We start from the raw sequence: 14,836 nt of genomic DNA on the forward strand, positions 1-14,836 counted from the left end.
CGAATATTGCAAAGCCCGCATGGCAAATCCCAGTATCCCGGCAACCAGCAGCAGGCCGACGTCGAAAGAGTTGAACATGACGCTGAGGACGCCGACGCAGACGAAGCCGATGACGGCGGGGAACATGTAGCTGAACGGGATCTGCAACAGGCGCACCCAGACCCCCACCATCGGAATGTTCAGCACCAGCAGCAGCAGGTTGCCGACCCAGAAGCTGGTGATGAGACCCCAGAACATCTGGGGGTGGTCGCGGATCAGGCCCGGCCCAGGCGCGATGCCGTGGATCATCAGCGCACCGAGCATCAGCGCCATCGTCGCGCTGCCGGGAATTCCCAGGGTCAGCGTGGGAATAAAGGACGCTTGCGCCGCGGCATTATTGGCCGGTTCAGGTCCCGCGATCCCTTCGACCGCGCCCTTGCCGAACCGGCTCGGGTCCCTCGCGACCCTTTTCTCAAGCGCATAGGAAAGGAACGAGGCCACCGACAGACCGGTGCCGGGCAGCGCGCCGAAGAACACGCCCAGTCCCGATCCGCGCAGTGTCGGACCCACGCTCCGCCTCACGTCCTCTCGCGTCGGAACCATCGAGCGGAGGGTGACGCGGCTTTGCCTGACATAGCCGTCGCCCTGCTGGATCGCGCTGATGATCTCGGGGAGACCGAACAGCCCCATTGCGATCGCCACGATGCTCAGCCCATCGTAAAGCGAGATCGAGCCGAACGTGAACCGGGCGATGCCGGTTTCGACATCGGCGCCCACCGTCCCCAGCAGCAGGCCAAGAACGATGGTGCTGGCGCTCTTGACCGGCGGATCCTCCGTCATCGAGGATGCGGCGATCAGTCCCAGCAACATTGCCGAGAAGTAATCCGCAGGCCCGAAGGCCAGCGCGAATTGCGAGATGACCCCCGACAGAAGCGTGATCGCGACGATGCCGATGCTGCCGCCGACAAAGGAGGACAGCGCGCAGACCAGCAGCGCCACCCCCGCCCGGCCCTGACGCGCCATCGGGTTGCCGTCGAGGCAGGTGACTGCCGAGGAGGTCGTTCCCGGCAGGTTCAGCAGGATGGCCGCCGTCGAGCCGCCATATTCGGCGCCGTAGAAGATGCCCGCCAGCATGACCAGCGCATGGGTGGGCTCCAGGTAGAAGGTCACCGGCAGCATCATCGAAATCGCCGCCATCGCCCCGATGCCGGGCAGGACCCCGGTGAAGGTGCCCAGGAACACCCCGGCAAAGCAATACATCAGCGCCGCGGGGGTCATGGAGGTGGCAAAACCGGTCGCAAGGTTGGAGATCAGGTTTTCCATCGCGACTACCACCAGACCTTCAGAGGCATTCCAAGCCCCAGGATGAAGATCAGGACATTGAGCGCCGTCGTGACCGCGGCCACGACCAAGGTGGACTTCCAGCTCACGTTGCGGTCGGCAAGACGCGCGAACACCGTCACCGCGAAGATCGTCACCACGAAGCCTGCGCGGTCGATCAGAAGCAGGAACAGAAGGATGCTTCCGAAAATGAACAAAGGCGGACGCCAGTTCAGCGGCCGCCTCTCTGCGGCAATTTCGCTGGGCAGGACGGCGCGCCGCCCCGTCGCCATGGTGATCAGCCCCAGGACGACGAAGATCACGCTGAGGATCCGGGGGAAATAGCCGGGCCCCATCTGGACCGAGGATCCGAAACTGTAGCCCGACGCGACATAAAGAGCGCCGAGGCCGATCAGGGACTGGATCGCGCCGCCTATCAGATGCGTGCGGTCCCATCTCATGACCAGTTGCGGGTCCGGCCTGGGATTTTTTGCGCCGTCTTGCTCGGCAATCATCAAGAGTTCCTCCCTCTTTTTCCGGCCCCTGCCGGAGCGCCTGGCACCCTGGCCGGGCGGGCGGCCGGTGAATTCTGCGGCCCGGCCATGGGCTTGAAGCCATCCTGACGAGCCGGAATTATTCCCTTTCCTTCCGACGGCCCGGACAGCCGGAACACGCTCCCGCGCCATTCGTTCACCAGGCCGACTATGGGCCCGGCCCGTTACATCAGCCAATTCAACTGATTTCAGGATGCCTGAAAGTTTTTGACCCCATCCGCTTCCCGATCGCATCCGCGGGCAGCCGCCGCTGGGACCGCGCCTGCCGGAACTCGGGCGGCTCGAAGGCGGTGATGGCGGGGACCCGATCGCGGAAGAGCTCGACCTCGACCAGGCAACTGTTGGCGCTTGGACCCTGTGCCAACCCGGAGGTGCCCGCATCGCGGGTCAGCACATTGGGATTGCCATGCTTTTCCAGAGGCATTTCGGCGGCGGGATCGTCGGGATCATACCACGCGCCGGTCGAAAGCTGCACGACGCCCGGCATCAGCGCGTCGGACAGGGTGACGCCCGCCAGACAGGCGCCCCGTCCGTTGAAAACCCGCACCACATCGCCCTCGCGGATTCCGCGCGCGGCGGCATCGCCCGGATGCATCCGCATCGGCTCGCGCCCCCGTATCTTGCTGGCGCGCGAATGGCTGCCGACGTCATACTGGCTGTGCAACCGCGTCTTGGGCTGGTTCGACAGCAGATGCAGGGGATAGTCGCGCGTCTTCTCCGAGCCCAGCCATTCCGACGGCTCCAGCCATGCCGGATGCGCCGGGCAATCCGCATAGCCGAAGCCTTCGATGACCGGGGAATGGATCTCGATCCGGCCCGAAGGCGTGCGCAGGGCATTCGCCTGCGGGTCCGCCCTGAATGCGGCCAGCAAGGGGGGCTGTTCGGCAGCCTCGGGCAGTTCCAGCGGCGCTCCCTGCCAGAAGGTGTCGAAATCGGGCATGTTGACGCCGGATGCCGCGGCCTCGTCGCAGGCAAGACCATAGAGATGGCGCAACCAGCCCTCTTCGTCGCGGCCCTCGGTAAAGGCCCGCCCGCATCCCAGCCGTTCGGCCAGGGCGGCAAAGACGTCGTAATCGGATCGCGCCTCGCCCGCCGGTTCGGCCAGTTTGTGCGAGGGCGAAATGAAGATGTCGCGCGACGAGCAGCCGATATCGTTGCGCTCCAGCGCGGTGGCGACGGGGAAGACGATATCCGCGTGCCGCGTGATCGGGTTCCACCAGGAATCATTGACGATCACCAGTTCGGGCTTCTGCCATGCCCTGCGCAGCCGGTTCAGATCCTGATGGTGGTGGAACGGGTTGCCGCCCGCCCAATAGATCGCGCGAATATCGGGATAGATGCGCGATTGGCCGTTATAGTCATAGGGTTCGCCCGGATGCAGCAGCATGTCGGCGATGCGGGCGACGGGAATGAACTCGTCCACGGGATTCCGGCCCTGTGGCAGCGAGGGCCATTTGACGGCCGCCGCCGGCGCACCGATCCCGCCGACCGAGGCATACCCGAAACCGTAGCCGCCGCCCGGCAGGCCGATCTGTCCCAGCATCGCAGCCAGCGTGATCGCCATCCAATAGGGCTGTTCGCCATGGTCGGCGCGTTGCAGCGACCAGGCCATCATGATCATCGTGCGGTGGCGCGGCATGGCGCGGGCAAGCGCGCGGATGCGGTCGGCCGGAACGCCGCAGATGGCCGCCGCCCATTCCGGGGTTTTCGGCGTGCCGTCGGTCCGGCCCAGAAGATAGGCCTCGAAGCGGTCGTATCCGGTGGCATGGCTGTCCAGAAAGGCCCGGTCATGCAGCCCTTCGCTGGCCAGCACATGGGCAAGCCCCAGCATCAGCGCCACATCGGTATTGGGCCGGATCGGCAGCCAGTCGACCTTGTGCGGCCCCTCGATATCGTCGCGGATGGGGCTGATATTGACCAGTCGGGCGCCGTTGCGCTCGGCCTCGGCGACCGAGCCGGGCAGGATATGGCGCAGCAGCCCGCCCGCGCTGACCTGCGCGTTCTTCGCGGCAATCCCCCCGAAGGTGATCAGCAGTTCGGTATGTCGGGCGATGTCGCGCAGCAGCGTGTGATCCCTGGACAACCCCCGCGCATCCCCGGTGACATGCGGCAGGATGACATCCGCCGCCGCGAAACTGTAGTTCTGGACCGAGCGCGTATAGCCGCCCATCATGTTGAGGAAACGGTGGACCTGGCTTTGCGCATGGTGGAAGCGCCCGGCGCTGGACCAGCCGTAAGAGCCGCCGAAGATCGACCGATTGCCGTGTTCGTCCCTGATCCGGGCAAGATGGCTGGCGGCCAGGTCCAGCGCCTCGTCCCAGGACACCTCGACGAAAGGCTCGGCCCCGCGACCCGGCCCCGTTTTCCCTTCCAGAAAGGAGTGCCGGACCGCGGGCCTCAGGATCCTTGCCGGACTGTGCAGCGCGTCCAGCATCCCCTCGGCAATCGGCGAGGGATCGGGATCATCACCGGCCGGGACCAGACGCGACGGCCGGTCATCGCGCATCTCGGCCCGGTAGATCCCCCAATGGGTCACGGTCAGAAGCCTGTCGGGAATGGGCAGCATCATGTCCTCGATCTCTTCGATTCAGGAACTGTCACAGCAACAGGGCAGGAAACCAAGGGCATCGCAGGCTGATCGCCGCAGCTGTCACCAGCCCGCCACCGGACATTTCCGCAGCGATAGCACGGCGCGCATCGCCGCTTTCGCAAAAAATTTCAACGCCCCTGAAATATGGTTCGACAGGGAATCGGAATTGGCTGAATGTTTTTCGCTCGCGCTGAATTTATTTGAGTTGTCTGATGCGGGGGGATTGCGGCACGACGGACAGCAGGAATTGATTTGGGCGCGAAATATGGTCAGGCATTTGACGACGGAATGGGATACCGAGGGCTTCCTGCGCGAATTCGCCCCCCTGCCGCTGTCCTGCGTCGTGGACGCAATGTATCGCCTTGGCCTGCCCTGCAGCGTGATGGATCCCGCGATCCGCCAGATGGCCGGACCGCGCATCATCGGCTACGCCCGGACGCTTGGCCGCATTCCCCGTCCACGAAACACCCCGGACGGGGACGAGGCCGCGCCCTGCGGAGCCAGCCTGGATGCAGTGGTGGATTCGCTCTCGTCGGGCGAGGTGCTGGTCATCGCGACCCAGAATGCCGGCCATATCGGCACGTTCGGCGACAACCTCGCCCTTCGCGCCATGGCGCTGGGGGCGGCGGGCGTCGTGACCGACGGCGCGATCCGCGATTCGGTCGAGATCGAGGCGCTCGGCTTCGGCACCTTTGCGGCAGGCCGCTCGCTCATCCCGTCCGAAGGCAACCTCGTCAGCGTCTCGGTCGATGAACCGGTGATCTGCGGCGGCGTTCGGGTCCAGCCCGGCGATCTGATCCTGGGAGATACGGACGGCATCGTGGTCGTCGGGGAGAAGGACCTCCGAATGGTCTGGATGCGCGCGGTCGAGATCTGCGACGCCGAGCAGGAGATGCAGGAAAGCCTGCGACAGGGGCTCTCCCTGTCGGACGCCGCGTGCCGCTATCGCCTGCGCTGATGCACGAAGAAGGGGTCCCGAGATGATGATAGGCACCCAGCGCCTGCGCTCGAAACTCGAAGCCGGAGAGCCCGCGCTGGGGACGATGATCAATTTCGACAGCCCCTGGTTCGTGGACATGCTGGCCCTGTCCGGCTTCGATTTCATCATGCTGGACGGCGAGCACGGCATCCTGAACCCGATGCAATGCGAGATCATGCTGCGCACCGCGCAGGCCGGCGGCATGAGCGTCCTGGCGCGCGCGCCGGGCGTGCCTCATGCGATCCAGCAATTCCTGGACATGGGCGCGGAGGGAGTCTTCGTGCCGCATATCCAGTCCGTGCAAGAGGCCGAGGCCGCCGGTGTCGCGATGCGATACCCGCCCGAGGGCAGCCGCGGGCTGACGACCATCACCCGCGTCGCGAATTACGGCATCGACATGGCACCGCGCGACTTCGTGGCGGCGTCCAATGCCCAGATCATTTGCGGCGCGATGGTCGAGACCATGGCCGGCATCGAGGCGGTCGACGCCATCGCCGCCTCGCCCGCCGTCGACGCCGTGCTTATCGGCTCGGGCGATCTGGCGGCCAGCATGGGCCGGCCCGGAGAACGCAAGCATCCCGAGGTGCTTGCCGCCACCCGAAAGGTCACCGAATGCGCCCGCGCCCATGGCAAATGGGTGGCCTGTTCGGCCTCGGATGCCGAAGGTGCACGTCAGGCTTTTGCCGATGGCGCGCATCTGGTGATCTCGCCCCCGATGGCGATGGTCGTGGGGGCGGGGCGGGATTTCGTCAGTCGTGCAAAGCAGGGCTGAAGGCGCCTCTTTTCCACGGATTCAGCATCTCCCCTGAGAGGCGGCATCAGAATCGTTTGAATGTTGCTCAAAAATATTGTATGCAATATTTTGTCGAGTAAGCTGCGTTCGGGAGGGGTCCAGGATGGTGCAGGCGGGAAACGGCCTGAAATTGCGGCGGCTTTCGACCCAGGAAAATGTCGCCCTGACGCTGCGCGACGCCATCATCGATGGCACATTCGCCTTTGGCATGACGCTGAACGAAAAAGCCCTGTGCGAAAGCCTGGGGGTCAGCCGGACGCCGGTGCGCGAAGCCCTGATCGAGCTGCAAGGCCAGAACCTTGTCCAGATCGTCCCGTTTCGGGGCGCCTTCGTCTTTGACATGGACGAAGCCGAATTCGAGGAACTGGGCGACTATCGCGCGATTCTGGAAACCGCCGCGCTTCGGGCGGCGCTGAAATCGGATGCGGCAGGGCTCTGCGCGCAACTGAACGCCCTGCTGGAAGAGATGAAAGCCAGCATCGTCACCAGGAACGGCAAGGCTTACGGCGTTCTGGACACCAGCTTTCACGAAACCATCCTGTCCAGGTCCCGCAACCGGTTCCTGATCGAGGCCTATCGACGTGTCGGCGGCAGGCTTGCGGCTTTGCGCAACCGCATCCAGCACGACGCCGAAACCGTGATGGGATCGCTGAGAAAGCACGAGATGATCGTGCAGGCCAGCGAAGAGGGCGACGTGGACAAGGCAACCGCCCTGCTGGAATCCCATATCGCCAATGGCATGCGGTTCTTTTGCGAGCGGATGGGAAAGTTCCGGGCGAATGCCGCCCGCACATGAAAGCAGGGCCATGCAGCGAAAAATATTCCCTTGTCCCGATGGATTGAGACGGTTTCCTTCCCTTGATAAAGACGATCATTTCTGTCGTTATTATTCCGGAACAACCATCCTGACCGGCAGCTCGCAGGGCCCTGGCCAGACTCACAGACAAGCGCGCGCACCATCTGCCGCGCCGCGCCGGCAAAGGAGAAACTGACATGACGACGAGCTTGCCATCGCTGACGGCAGTGCGTGCATTCGAGGCGGCCGCGCGTCACGAAAGCATCACCGAAGCCGCCAATGAGCTATGCGTGACTCCGGCGGCGGTGACACATCAGGTGCGGGCGCTGGAACGCTGGCTGGGCGTCGATCTTTTCATCCGCAAGGGCTCGGCCCTTTGCCTGACCCCGGCGGGCGAGACGTTCTTCGTCGGCTCCAACCAGGCCATCGACCTGATCCGGGCCGTGTCGCAAAAGGTCTCGACCCCGGACAATCGTGTCCGCCTGTCGGTGGTGGCGCCGCCCTCTTTCGCCGCGCAATGGCTGGTCCCCCGGATCGCAAGCTTCCAGTCGACGCGCAAGATCGAACTTTCCGTCTCGATCCGTCCGGTCACGTCGGAAAAAAGCTGGCGGACCAGCGATATCGGCATCGTTTGCAGCGCCGAGACCCCGCCCTTCCTGGAACGCCGCCCCTTCCTGGGCTACCGGATCATCGCCGTTTGCAGCCCCAAGCTGCTGACCGGCCCGAACGCGATCCGCAGCCTGTCCGACCTGCACAAGCACCCTCTGCTGCACGACGAAGGGCTGAAGCAGGTCGACGGCGTGGACTGGAACAGCTGGCTGCGCGGTGCCGGGCACGGCCCCATCGACACCAGCGACAGCATCCGCTTCAGCAACAACTTCACCGCCTATCGCTATGCCGCCGACGGACATGGCGTTGCGCTGGCCAAGGATGTGCTGGTCCAAAGCGAATTGGCACGCGGCGAACTGGTCAACCCGTTCGACTATTCCGACCGCAGCAAGCGAACCTACGATTTCGTCTGCACCTCGGCCAATTTCGACCTGAAGCCGGTCGCGCAATTCTGGGCCTGGCTTCAACGCGAAGCGGAGCATTCCGGGACGCTGGTGGCTGCATGAGTCCTGTCCCCGCCTGACGGCGACCAGCCGCCGGGCGGGAGGGTCTGGATCAACCCCCAGCCATGGCCTTGCGCGCGGCATCCACGAAATCGCTGCAGAAGCGCAGCAGATGCGGCAGCATGCCGGTCACCACGACCTTGTAGCCGCGCCGCGCGAATTTCGCCGCATCCTCCGAGGACTGAACGGCAATGGCGGTCGTCACGCCGTGACGCTTGCCGGCTTCCGCCACGCGGGTCACGGCGTCGTCCACCTTCATCACGGTCTCGGGACCGTAGCCGATATTGGCGGCCAGATCGCCCGTGCCCATCAGCACCATGTCCAGCCCCTCGACTGCCATGATTTCGTCGATATTCTCGACACCCTTCGGCGTTTCCACCAATACCGAAGTCAGGACATGCTCGTTCGCGCTCTGGATCACGCCGGGGCCGCTTCTGCGCGTGAAACCATGCGCCCGGGCATAGAAGGCCAGGCCCCGCACCCCGACCGGCGGATAATGCATTGCCTGGAAGATCCTTTGCACTTCCTCGGCCGTCTCGACCTGCGGCACCAGGATTCCATCCACCCCCGCATCCAGCGAACGCATGATGAACTCGCCGCTGTATTCCGGCACCCTGACCATCACCGGCGCCCCCGCCGCATGGGCGGCGCGGGTCATATGGACCACGTCCGAGATGGTGATCGGCCCATGCTCGGCATCGATCACGACGAAATCGAAGCCGGAATAGGCTGCGACCTCGATCAGTTCCGGACTGGGGGCGGGGCAGAACGCTCCCAGAAGTTTCTCACCGTCCAGGATACGCCGGCGAAACCCGGTCCGTTCATTCCGACTGTTCATCTCAAGCCTCTGCGGTTGGAATTTGTTCCTATGGATCACCGTTCCCATAGATGATCCAAGTCAAATAAATTCAATAGAGGGAAGATTTATCCTCCGACTCCATGCTGCGAGCACTCCAGGCAATCCTGCTTTGAAAGATTTTCGCGACAAATAAATTTTGTCCCTGCCTGAGAATTTTTTCCATCCTTGGAAACGGACAGAAGTTAATATGCAAAAGATGCGAAAGGGGAACCGATTCATTCACTTGGAACCATGCTTTTCCAACTGAATGCGCATGAGTCCTGTTTCAAATAACCGGATAAGGCCCACCCCATGAAGCTTATCCATTACCGATGAGGAAACAATGACGGAAATTTCTCGACGCGGCCTGATCGCCGGCAGCCTGGCCGCGGCCTGCCTGTCGGGGACAGGAATGGCTTTCGCCCAATCCTTCCCCTCGAAGCAGTTCACGCTGACATGCGGCTATACGCCCGGAGGGCTGGCCGATATCATCGCCCGTCTGGTTTCGGGCTATCTGGGCCACACCTTCCCCGGCCCGGCCATCGTCGAGAACAGGCCCGGGGCCAATGGCGCGCTTGGCTGGGAAGCGGTGGCGAAACAGCCGGCCGACGGCTATCATCTTCTGGCCTCGACCCAGTCGCAAATCGTGCTGCTGCCCGCGACCACGCCCTCGCTGAACCTCGATCCGATCAAGGGGCTCACGCATGTCGGGTTGGTGGGCGAATCGCCCTATCTTCTATGGGCCAGTTCCCGCTTCGCCGCCGAAACCTTCGACGATCTGATCCGGCTCGGGCAGGCTGGTGACGCACCCATCTTTTACGGCACCAGCGGCATCGGAGGGCAACAGCACCTCGCCTCCGAACTTCTGGCGCTGGAAACGGGGATCAAGATGGATGCGGTCCATTACAAGGGCGGCGGCGCGATGCTGCCCGATCTGATGAGCAACCGCGTTCAGCTGGGCTTCGCGACCCCGGCCCTGGCCATGGGCGCCTACAAGGAAGGGTACATACGGCCCCTGCTGTCGGTGGGCGATGCCGAAGACCCCAACTTCCCCGGCATTCCCGCCTCGACCGAGGTCGGGTTGCCGCGGATGAAAAGCCTGCTCGGCTGGTATGGCATGCAGGGGCCAGCGGGAATCCCCGACGACATCGCCGACGATCTGAACCGGATCATCCAGGATTGCGTGTCTGCGCCCGATATTCTCAAGGCGCTGGAGCTCAACATGGTGAACCCGGTCAAGATCTCGCGCCAGGAATTCGCGGACAGGATCACCGAGGAATATGCCACGGTCCAGGAACTGGTGCGCGCGATCGGCTTTGCCACCGGATAGGCGGCCGCCCGACCGCGAGCCCTGTCCGCATATGGTGCAAATCAAAGGCCGAACTCCTGCCAGGGTTCGGCCTTCATTCATGCTGCCGGTATCTGCCATTCCCGCTTGATCTGGTCGGCCATCTTCTCGGCCGCCATCATCACCGGCACGAACATCCCGGCCCGCGGAATCTCGGGGAAGATGGAGGCGTCGATCACGCGCAGCCCCTCGGTCCCGCGCACCCGGCAATCGGGCGTCAGGACGGCATTCGGGTCGCCCTCCGCCCCCATGCGGCAGGTGCCGCAGACATGGTGGGACAGGTTGGCGTGGCGCCGGACGATCTGCTCCAGCCCCTCGGCGTCCTCGGCCAGCGCCTCGGGCTCGATGATCCCGGGCCCGAGGGCAAGCCTGCGGATCAGGCTGCTGGAGAACATGCCCCCGATGATCCCGGCCGCGACCGCATTGGCCGTATTGTGCTTCTGAAGCCTTGCGACCAGTTTCTGGTTCGGCGCAAAGACGGTATTGATGACGCCCCGCGCCTGCGCGCCCGCCAGCAGGCGCAAGGCCAAGGCCAAGCCGTCGCGCATGCGCAGGAAGTCATCGTCGTGACCCAGCAGCGCGAAGTCGATATCGATCTCGGAGGGCAGCCCCTGCATCCCGGTTATCCGCACATGCCCGGCCGATTTCGGCTGGTAAAGCGCCAGCATCAGCGCACCGATCTGCCGTCCCAGCGCGTGCCATGTCGTCCGGTTGATGGCCAGCAGCCCCATGTCATGCGGCATGCATCCCGGCCGTCCCGAGGACAGCCGCGCGCAAACCTGTCCGATGCTGCGGATATCGGCGCGCTGGCGCGAGGCATCGGGAAGATGAAAGGCGATGTCCAGCTTGGGGTGGTTCTTCAGCCCCTCGCCCACAGCCGGCAGGTCCACCCTGACCGGGATCCCCAGCTTTTTCAGGTGATCGGCCCGCCCGATCCCCGAGCGTTGCAGCAGCGCGGGCGTGAAGATCCCCCCGCAGGACAAGATCACCTCGCGCGCGAAGATCCGGGCCGTCCCGTCGGGCAGCGCCGCGCGAATGCCAGTCGCGCGCCGGCCCTCGAAGATCAACTCCCGCATCTCGGTATCCGGCAGGATGGTCAGGTTCCGACGCTGACGGACCTCGGCAGTCAGATAGGCGGTCGAGGTCGGTATCCGGCGTTCCGGCAGATTGGCCATCGGCGGCGCGGCATAGCCATCCTCGAATTCGCCATTGTAGTCGTCCAGCCAGCGATAGCCCTGTTTCTGCAACGCGCCGGCAAGATGCTCCGAAAACGGCGACCAAGCCGAGCGACGCTCGCGCCGGATCATCATCGGTCCGTCCGAGCCGTGAAGGGCGTTGTCGATATCCAGATCCGTCTCCAGCTTGCGGAAATAGGGCAGCACCTCCTGCCATCCCCAGCCGGTGGCCCCGGCTGCCGCCCAGCCGTCGTAATCCTCGGGCTGCCCCCGGAAGGCGAAGGAGCCGTTGATCGCCGAGCCGCCACCGATTCCCCTGCCCTGCGTGAACCGCTTCGTCCGCCGGGCCGGGGCGCTGCGCGCATGCACGGTGATGTCCGCGCTCAGCTCGGACCATGACCGGCCCGCCACCCCATAGGCGATTGGCAACGGGTCCAGAATGTCGGGATGCTCCTCGCCCGGGGGCAGATCGCCGCCCGCCTCGATCAGCGCGATATTCAGTGCCGCATCCTCGGAAAGACGGGCAGCCAGGATGCTGCCGGCGGCGCCCGCGCCGACGATCACGATATCGAAGCGCGCCCCGTCGATATCGGCAGCGCGGATGGGGTGTCGGTTCGATCCCATGGGTTTCGGCCTCGCCTGACGTTTCAATTGCGAAGCAGGCTCACTTCTCGCTGCCCGTTGGAAGGCAACATGGAGGCAATGCGTTATTATAACAATTGCATTTTTGCCATAGATATATAACCAATAGGAATATCACAATTGGAGGAAATCGGATGGATTTCTCATTGCGCCAGATCGTCCATTTCCTTGCGGTCATGGAAACGTCGAGCTTTCTCAGGGCCTCGCTAACAGTGAATGTCACCCAGCCGGCGCTGAGCAAAAGCATCAAGACCCTTGAGGATCGGCTTGGTGTCACGCTGTTCGAGCGGCTTTCCCGCGGCGTGCGCCCCACCCCGCACGGTATCGCGTTCGAGCGTTACGCCCGGCGCATCCTGGTCGATGCCCGGCGCGCGGCGGCGGAAATGGGCGATGTGTCGGCCGGCGCTTCGGGGCGCATCATCGCCGGGATCGGCACGCCCTATGTCGAATCCGTACAGGACGTCCTGGCGACCTTCCGCGACGGCTATCCCGATGCCCGGCTGGAGGTCATCACCGGCTTTGCCGGGCATCTGGGCAAGCTTCTGGCGGAAAACAGGATCGATATCGTGCTGGCGATGTATAACGGCATCCAGCAAGAGGATCGCCGGAACGAGCTTGCCTATGAGCATTGGTCGACGGACGGTTTCATCGGGATATGCCCTGCCGGCCACCCGGTCGAAAACAGGAAGGCCGACCCCGAGGAGCTTGCCCGTCATCCCTGGGCGATGCCCTTGATCGAGCAATCCGCGATGAGCGCGCTGCGTAGCGTATTCTCCTCTGCCGGCATCCGCTTTCCGGTGGTTTCCCTTGCCACCGATTCCATCGAACTGCTGAAATATGCGGTCATCCGGCAATCCATGCTGAGTATCGTGCCCGAATTTACCGCAGGCAGCCGCGGTTTCGACGGCATCGGACGTTTCCGGATTCAAGGTTTCGACTTTCAACGAAACATCGGGATTATCCGGCGGCGGAATTTCGATCTCTCCCCTCTGCACGAGCATTTCCTTGCCCTGACACGGCAGCGTTTCGTCGCTGAAAGCGCCTCACGCAGGGCAGCGATTGCTGCGACCCCATCATCCTGCTGAAACATCCGCGGCCTTTGCGATGTCGGATTAACGCTGGCACTGCGCCGCTCATGCCTAAGGGGGACAGGCATTTTTCCCTACCGAAAGGCCGATGGACAGGAAGACCATCGCCACGCCCAGCACCTGCTGCGCATCCAGCGTCTCGTTCATGATGCCGATGCCAAGAACCAATGCCACCACCGGGCTGAGAAAGGCCAGAACGGAAACCCGGCTGCCCAATCGCTGCACCCCGCCCACCCAAAGCCAATAGCCCAGGGCGGTTGCGAACAGCACCAGATAGCCCAGACCCAAGGTGTTCCGCATGTCCCACTGCGCGGGCAAGCCCTCGACCAGCAAGGCAAAGGGCAGGATCAGGACGCCGCCGATCAGCAGCTGCCACGTGGTCATCTGCACCGGCGGCGCAAGATCGCGCCAGCGCTCCATCAGCACGATGCCGAGCGCCATGGACAATGCCGCGCCGATCCCGGCCAGCACGCCGGCCGGGTCGAAGGCGAGGCCGCCGTTCAGCACCATCAGCCCGACGCCGGCCATGCCCAGCACCGCCAATCCCATCTGGCCCATCCTTGGCCGCCGTCCCAGCAGCGGCCAAGCCAGCAGCGCGACCAGCAGCGGCTGGCAGGCGGCCAGAGTCGCGGTGATCCCGCCCGGCAACCGCGCGGCGCTGATCAGCAGCAGCGCGAAGAACAAGCCGATATTGGTCAGCGCCAGGACGGTGACGGGAAACAGGATGCGAAGCGGCGGCAGGCGCCGGACCAGAAGCAGCATCAAAAGCCCGGCCGGCAGCGCCCGCAGGGCAGAGATCAGGACGGGGTGATCCGTCGGCAATGTCTGGACAAAGACGACATAGGTCGTGCCCCAAAGCATCGGCCCGATGGCGGTGCCGATGAAGCGGCCGGCATTCCGGTCAGCCATGCCAATCCTCGCGGTCGGATGATCCTTGCCGGCGCGCCGGGTTCAGCGCGCCAGTTCCGGCGTCCAGTCTCCGGGCTCGGGCTTGCGCGTCAGATAGCTGATCACCATGTCGACCAGATGCGCCTGGCGGTGCTCGATATTCTCGGGGGCGCTCAGTTTCCGGTTGAACAGCATCGACAGCGTGTGCCGGTTCGACAGGTAGAAATAGCCCAGGCCCGAGATCGAGATATACAGCTCGACCGGATCGACGCCCTTGCGGAACACGCCCTGCTCTTCGCCCTGGCGCAGGATCTCGCGCAGGTTTTCCGACAGCCGGTCATACATGCTGCGGATGATCGTGGACTTGGCGATATGCCGGGCGCGATACAGGTTCTCGGTGTTCAGCATCACGATCACGTCGGGTTCTTCGACGAAGACCCGGAAGGTGTTCTCGCACAGCCGGATCATCGCGTTCAGCGGATCGAGCCCGTTGACCGGGACGTCGCTCTGCCGGCGGCGGAGCGTCTCGTAGGTGCGTTCGAGGATGCGGATATACAGATCCTCCTTGCCGCGGAAATAGTGGTAGAGCAGGTTCTTGCTGACCTTGGCCCGGGCCACGATGGCGTCCACGCGGGCCCCGTCATAGCCGCGGCGCGCGAATTCCGCCTGCGCTGCCGCCAGGATCTTTTCCTGCGTCCGGATCGCATCCCGGATAGCGGGTTTCTCCGCCATCT

The 14,836-nt window shown here is 64.0% G+C and carries 12 protein-coding genes and 1 pseudogene; 6 read left to right on the top strand and 7 right to left on the bottom strand.

Features of this window, described 5'->3' with window-relative positions; all coding sequences use genetic code 11:
• Nucleotides 1–42: 42 nt before the first annotated feature.
• The 3 genes and pseudogenes from L632_RS25155 to L632_RS22295 all read right to left on the bottom strand — a co-directional run.
• Nucleotides 43–1,302, bottom strand: a pseudogene (locus tag L632_RS25155) (tripartite tricarboxylate transporter permease); the annotation flags it as partial.
• Between the two features lie 5 nt (nucleotides 1,303–1,307).
• Nucleotides 1,308–1,814, bottom strand: coding sequence for a tripartite tricarboxylate transporter TctB family protein (locus L632_RS23805; RefSeq protein ID WP_198021805.1), 507 nt, complete (start codon nucleotides 1,812–1,814; stop codon nucleotides 1,308–1,310).
• Nucleotides 1,815–2,031: 217 nt separating this feature from the next.
• A complete protein-coding gene (locus tag L632_RS22295) occupies nucleotides 2,032–4,422 on the bottom strand; it encodes a molybdopterin-dependent oxidoreductase (protein WP_232220957.1) in 2,391 nt (796 codons plus the stop codon).
• Here L632_RS22295 and L632_RS23470 point away from each other — a divergent pair.
• The 4 genes from L632_RS23470 (at nucleotide 4,409) to L632_RS22315 (ending at nucleotide 8,126) form a co-directional block, all read left to right on the top strand.
• Nucleotides 4,409–5,401: an RraA family protein gene (locus L632_RS23470; protein ID WP_084648075.1), complete on the top strand. Its 993-nt coding sequence runs from the start codon at nucleotides 4,409–4,411 to the stop codon at nucleotides 5,399–5,401. The two genes, L632_RS22295 and L632_RS23470, sit on opposite strands and share 14 nt — an antisense overlap.
• 22 nt (nucleotides 5,402–5,423) lie before the next feature.
• Nucleotides 5,424–6,194, top strand: coding sequence for an HpcH/HpaI aldolase/citrate lyase family protein (locus L632_RS22305; protein WP_051476402.1), 771 nt, complete (start codon nucleotides 5,424–5,426; stop codon nucleotides 6,192–6,194).
• Between the two features lie 124 nt (nucleotides 6,195–6,318).
• Entirely contained in the window at nucleotides 6,319–7,011 is a 693-nt protein-coding gene (locus L632_RS23475; RefSeq protein ID WP_051476403.1) for a GntR family transcriptional regulator, read from the top strand.
• 197 nt (nucleotides 7,012–7,208) lie between these two features.
• Nucleotides 7,209–8,126, top strand: coding sequence for a LysR substrate-binding domain-containing protein (locus L632_RS22315; protein ID WP_084648076.1), 918 nt, complete (start codon nucleotides 7,209–7,211; stop codon nucleotides 8,124–8,126).
• A 49-nt stretch (nucleotides 8,127–8,175) separates the two neighbouring features.
• On the opposite strand, the gene L632_RS22320 is transcribed toward L632_RS22315, so the two are convergent.
• Nucleotides 8,176–8,961 carry an HpcH/HpaI aldolase/citrate lyase family protein gene (locus L632_RS22320; RefSeq protein ID WP_051476405.1) on the bottom strand — a complete coding sequence of 262 codons (786 nt, stop codon included), beginning with the start codon at nucleotides 8,959–8,961 and terminating at the stop codon, nucleotides 8,176–8,178.
• 343 nt (nucleotides 8,962–9,304) lie between these two features.
• On the opposite strand from L632_RS22320, the gene L632_RS22325 reads away from it, so the two are divergent.
• Complete coding sequence (locus L632_RS22325; protein ID WP_051476406.1) at nucleotides 9,305–10,291, top strand: tripartite tricarboxylate transporter substrate binding protein; 987 nt, start codon at nucleotides 9,305–9,307, stop codon at nucleotides 10,289–10,291.
• A 77-nt stretch (nucleotides 10,292–10,368) separates the two neighbouring features.
• Here L632_RS22325 and L632_RS0109120 read toward each other — a convergent pair whose 3' ends face one another.
• Complete coding sequence (locus tag L632_RS0109120) at nucleotides 10,369–12,108, bottom strand: GMC family oxidoreductase (RefSeq protein WP_051476407.1); 1,740 nt, start codon at nucleotides 12,106–12,108, stop codon at nucleotides 10,369–10,371.
• Between the two features lie 152 nt (nucleotides 12,109–12,260).
• On the opposite strand from L632_RS0109120, the gene L632_RS0109125 reads away from it, so the two are divergent.
• Entirely contained in the window at nucleotides 12,261–13,211 is a 951-nt protein-coding gene (locus tag L632_RS0109125) for a LysR family transcriptional regulator (protein ID WP_084648078.1), read from the top strand.
• 54 nt (nucleotides 13,212–13,265) lie between these two features.
• Here the strand turns inward: L632_RS0109125 and L632_RS22330 are convergent, their stop codons facing one another.
• Both L632_RS22330 and L632_RS22335 read right to left on the bottom strand, forming a co-directional pair.
• Complete coding sequence (locus tag L632_RS22330) at nucleotides 13,266–14,123, bottom strand: EamA family transporter (protein WP_036697732.1); 858 nt, start codon at nucleotides 14,121–14,123, stop codon at nucleotides 13,266–13,268.
• 42 nt (nucleotides 14,124–14,165) lie between these two features.
• Nucleotides 14,166–14,834: a TetR/AcrR family transcriptional regulator gene (locus tag L632_RS22335; protein ID WP_198021806.1), complete on the bottom strand. Its 669-nt coding sequence runs from the start codon at nucleotides 14,832–14,834 to the stop codon at nucleotides 14,166–14,168.
• Between the last annotated feature and the right edge of the window lie 2 nt (nucleotides 14,835–14,836).

This window comes from Paracoccus sp. J39 (assembly GCF_000518925.1).
GTDB lineage: Bacteria > Pseudomonadota > Alphaproteobacteria > Rhodobacterales > Rhodobacteraceae > Paracoccus.

Excerpts from the sequence above, each read along its gene's own strand:
- L632_RS23805 (WP_198021805.1), bottom strand. The coding sequence starts at position 1,814 with ATGATTGCCGAGCAAGACGGCGCAAAAAATCCCAGGCCGGACCCGCAA.
- L632_RS23470 (WP_084648075.1), top strand. The coding sequence starts at position 4,409 with ATGGGCAGCATCATGTCCTCGATCTCTTCGATTCAGGAACTGTCACAG.
- L632_RS22295 (WP_232220957.1), bottom strand. The coding sequence starts at position 4,422 with ATGATGCTGCCCATTCCCGACAGGCTTCTGACCGTGACCCATTGGGGG.
- L632_RS22305 (WP_051476402.1), top strand. The coding sequence starts at position 5,424 with ATGATGATAGGCACCCAGCGCCTGCGCTCGAAACTCGAAGCCGGAGAG.
- L632_RS23475 (WP_051476403.1), top strand. The coding sequence starts at position 6,319 with ATGGTGCAGGCGGGAAACGGCCTGAAATTGCGGCGGCTTTCGACCCAG.
- L632_RS22315 (WP_084648076.1), top strand. The coding sequence starts at position 7,209 with ATGACGACGAGCTTGCCATCGCTGACGGCAGTGCGTGCATTCGAGGCG.
- L632_RS22320 (WP_051476405.1), bottom strand. The coding sequence starts at position 8,961 with ATGAACAGTCGGAATGAACGGACCGGGTTTCGCCGGCGTATCCTGGAC.
- L632_RS22325 (WP_051476406.1), top strand. The coding sequence starts at position 9,305 with ATGACGGAAATTTCTCGACGCGGCCTGATCGCCGGCAGCCTGGCCGCG.
- L632_RS0109120 (WP_051476407.1), bottom strand. The coding sequence starts at position 12,108 with ATGGGATCGAACCGACACCCCATCCGCGCTGCCGATATCGACGGGGCG.
- L632_RS0109125 (WP_084648078.1), top strand. The coding sequence starts at position 12,261 with ATGGATTTCTCATTGCGCCAGATCGTCCATTTCCTTGCGGTCATGGAA.
- L632_RS22330 (WP_036697732.1), bottom strand. The coding sequence starts at position 14,123 with ATGGCTGACCGGAATGCCGGCCGCTTCATCGGCACCGCCATCGGGCCG.
- L632_RS22335 (WP_198021806.1), bottom strand. The coding sequence starts at position 14,834 with ATGGCGGAGAAACCCGCTATCCGGGATGCGATCCGGACGCAGGAAAAG.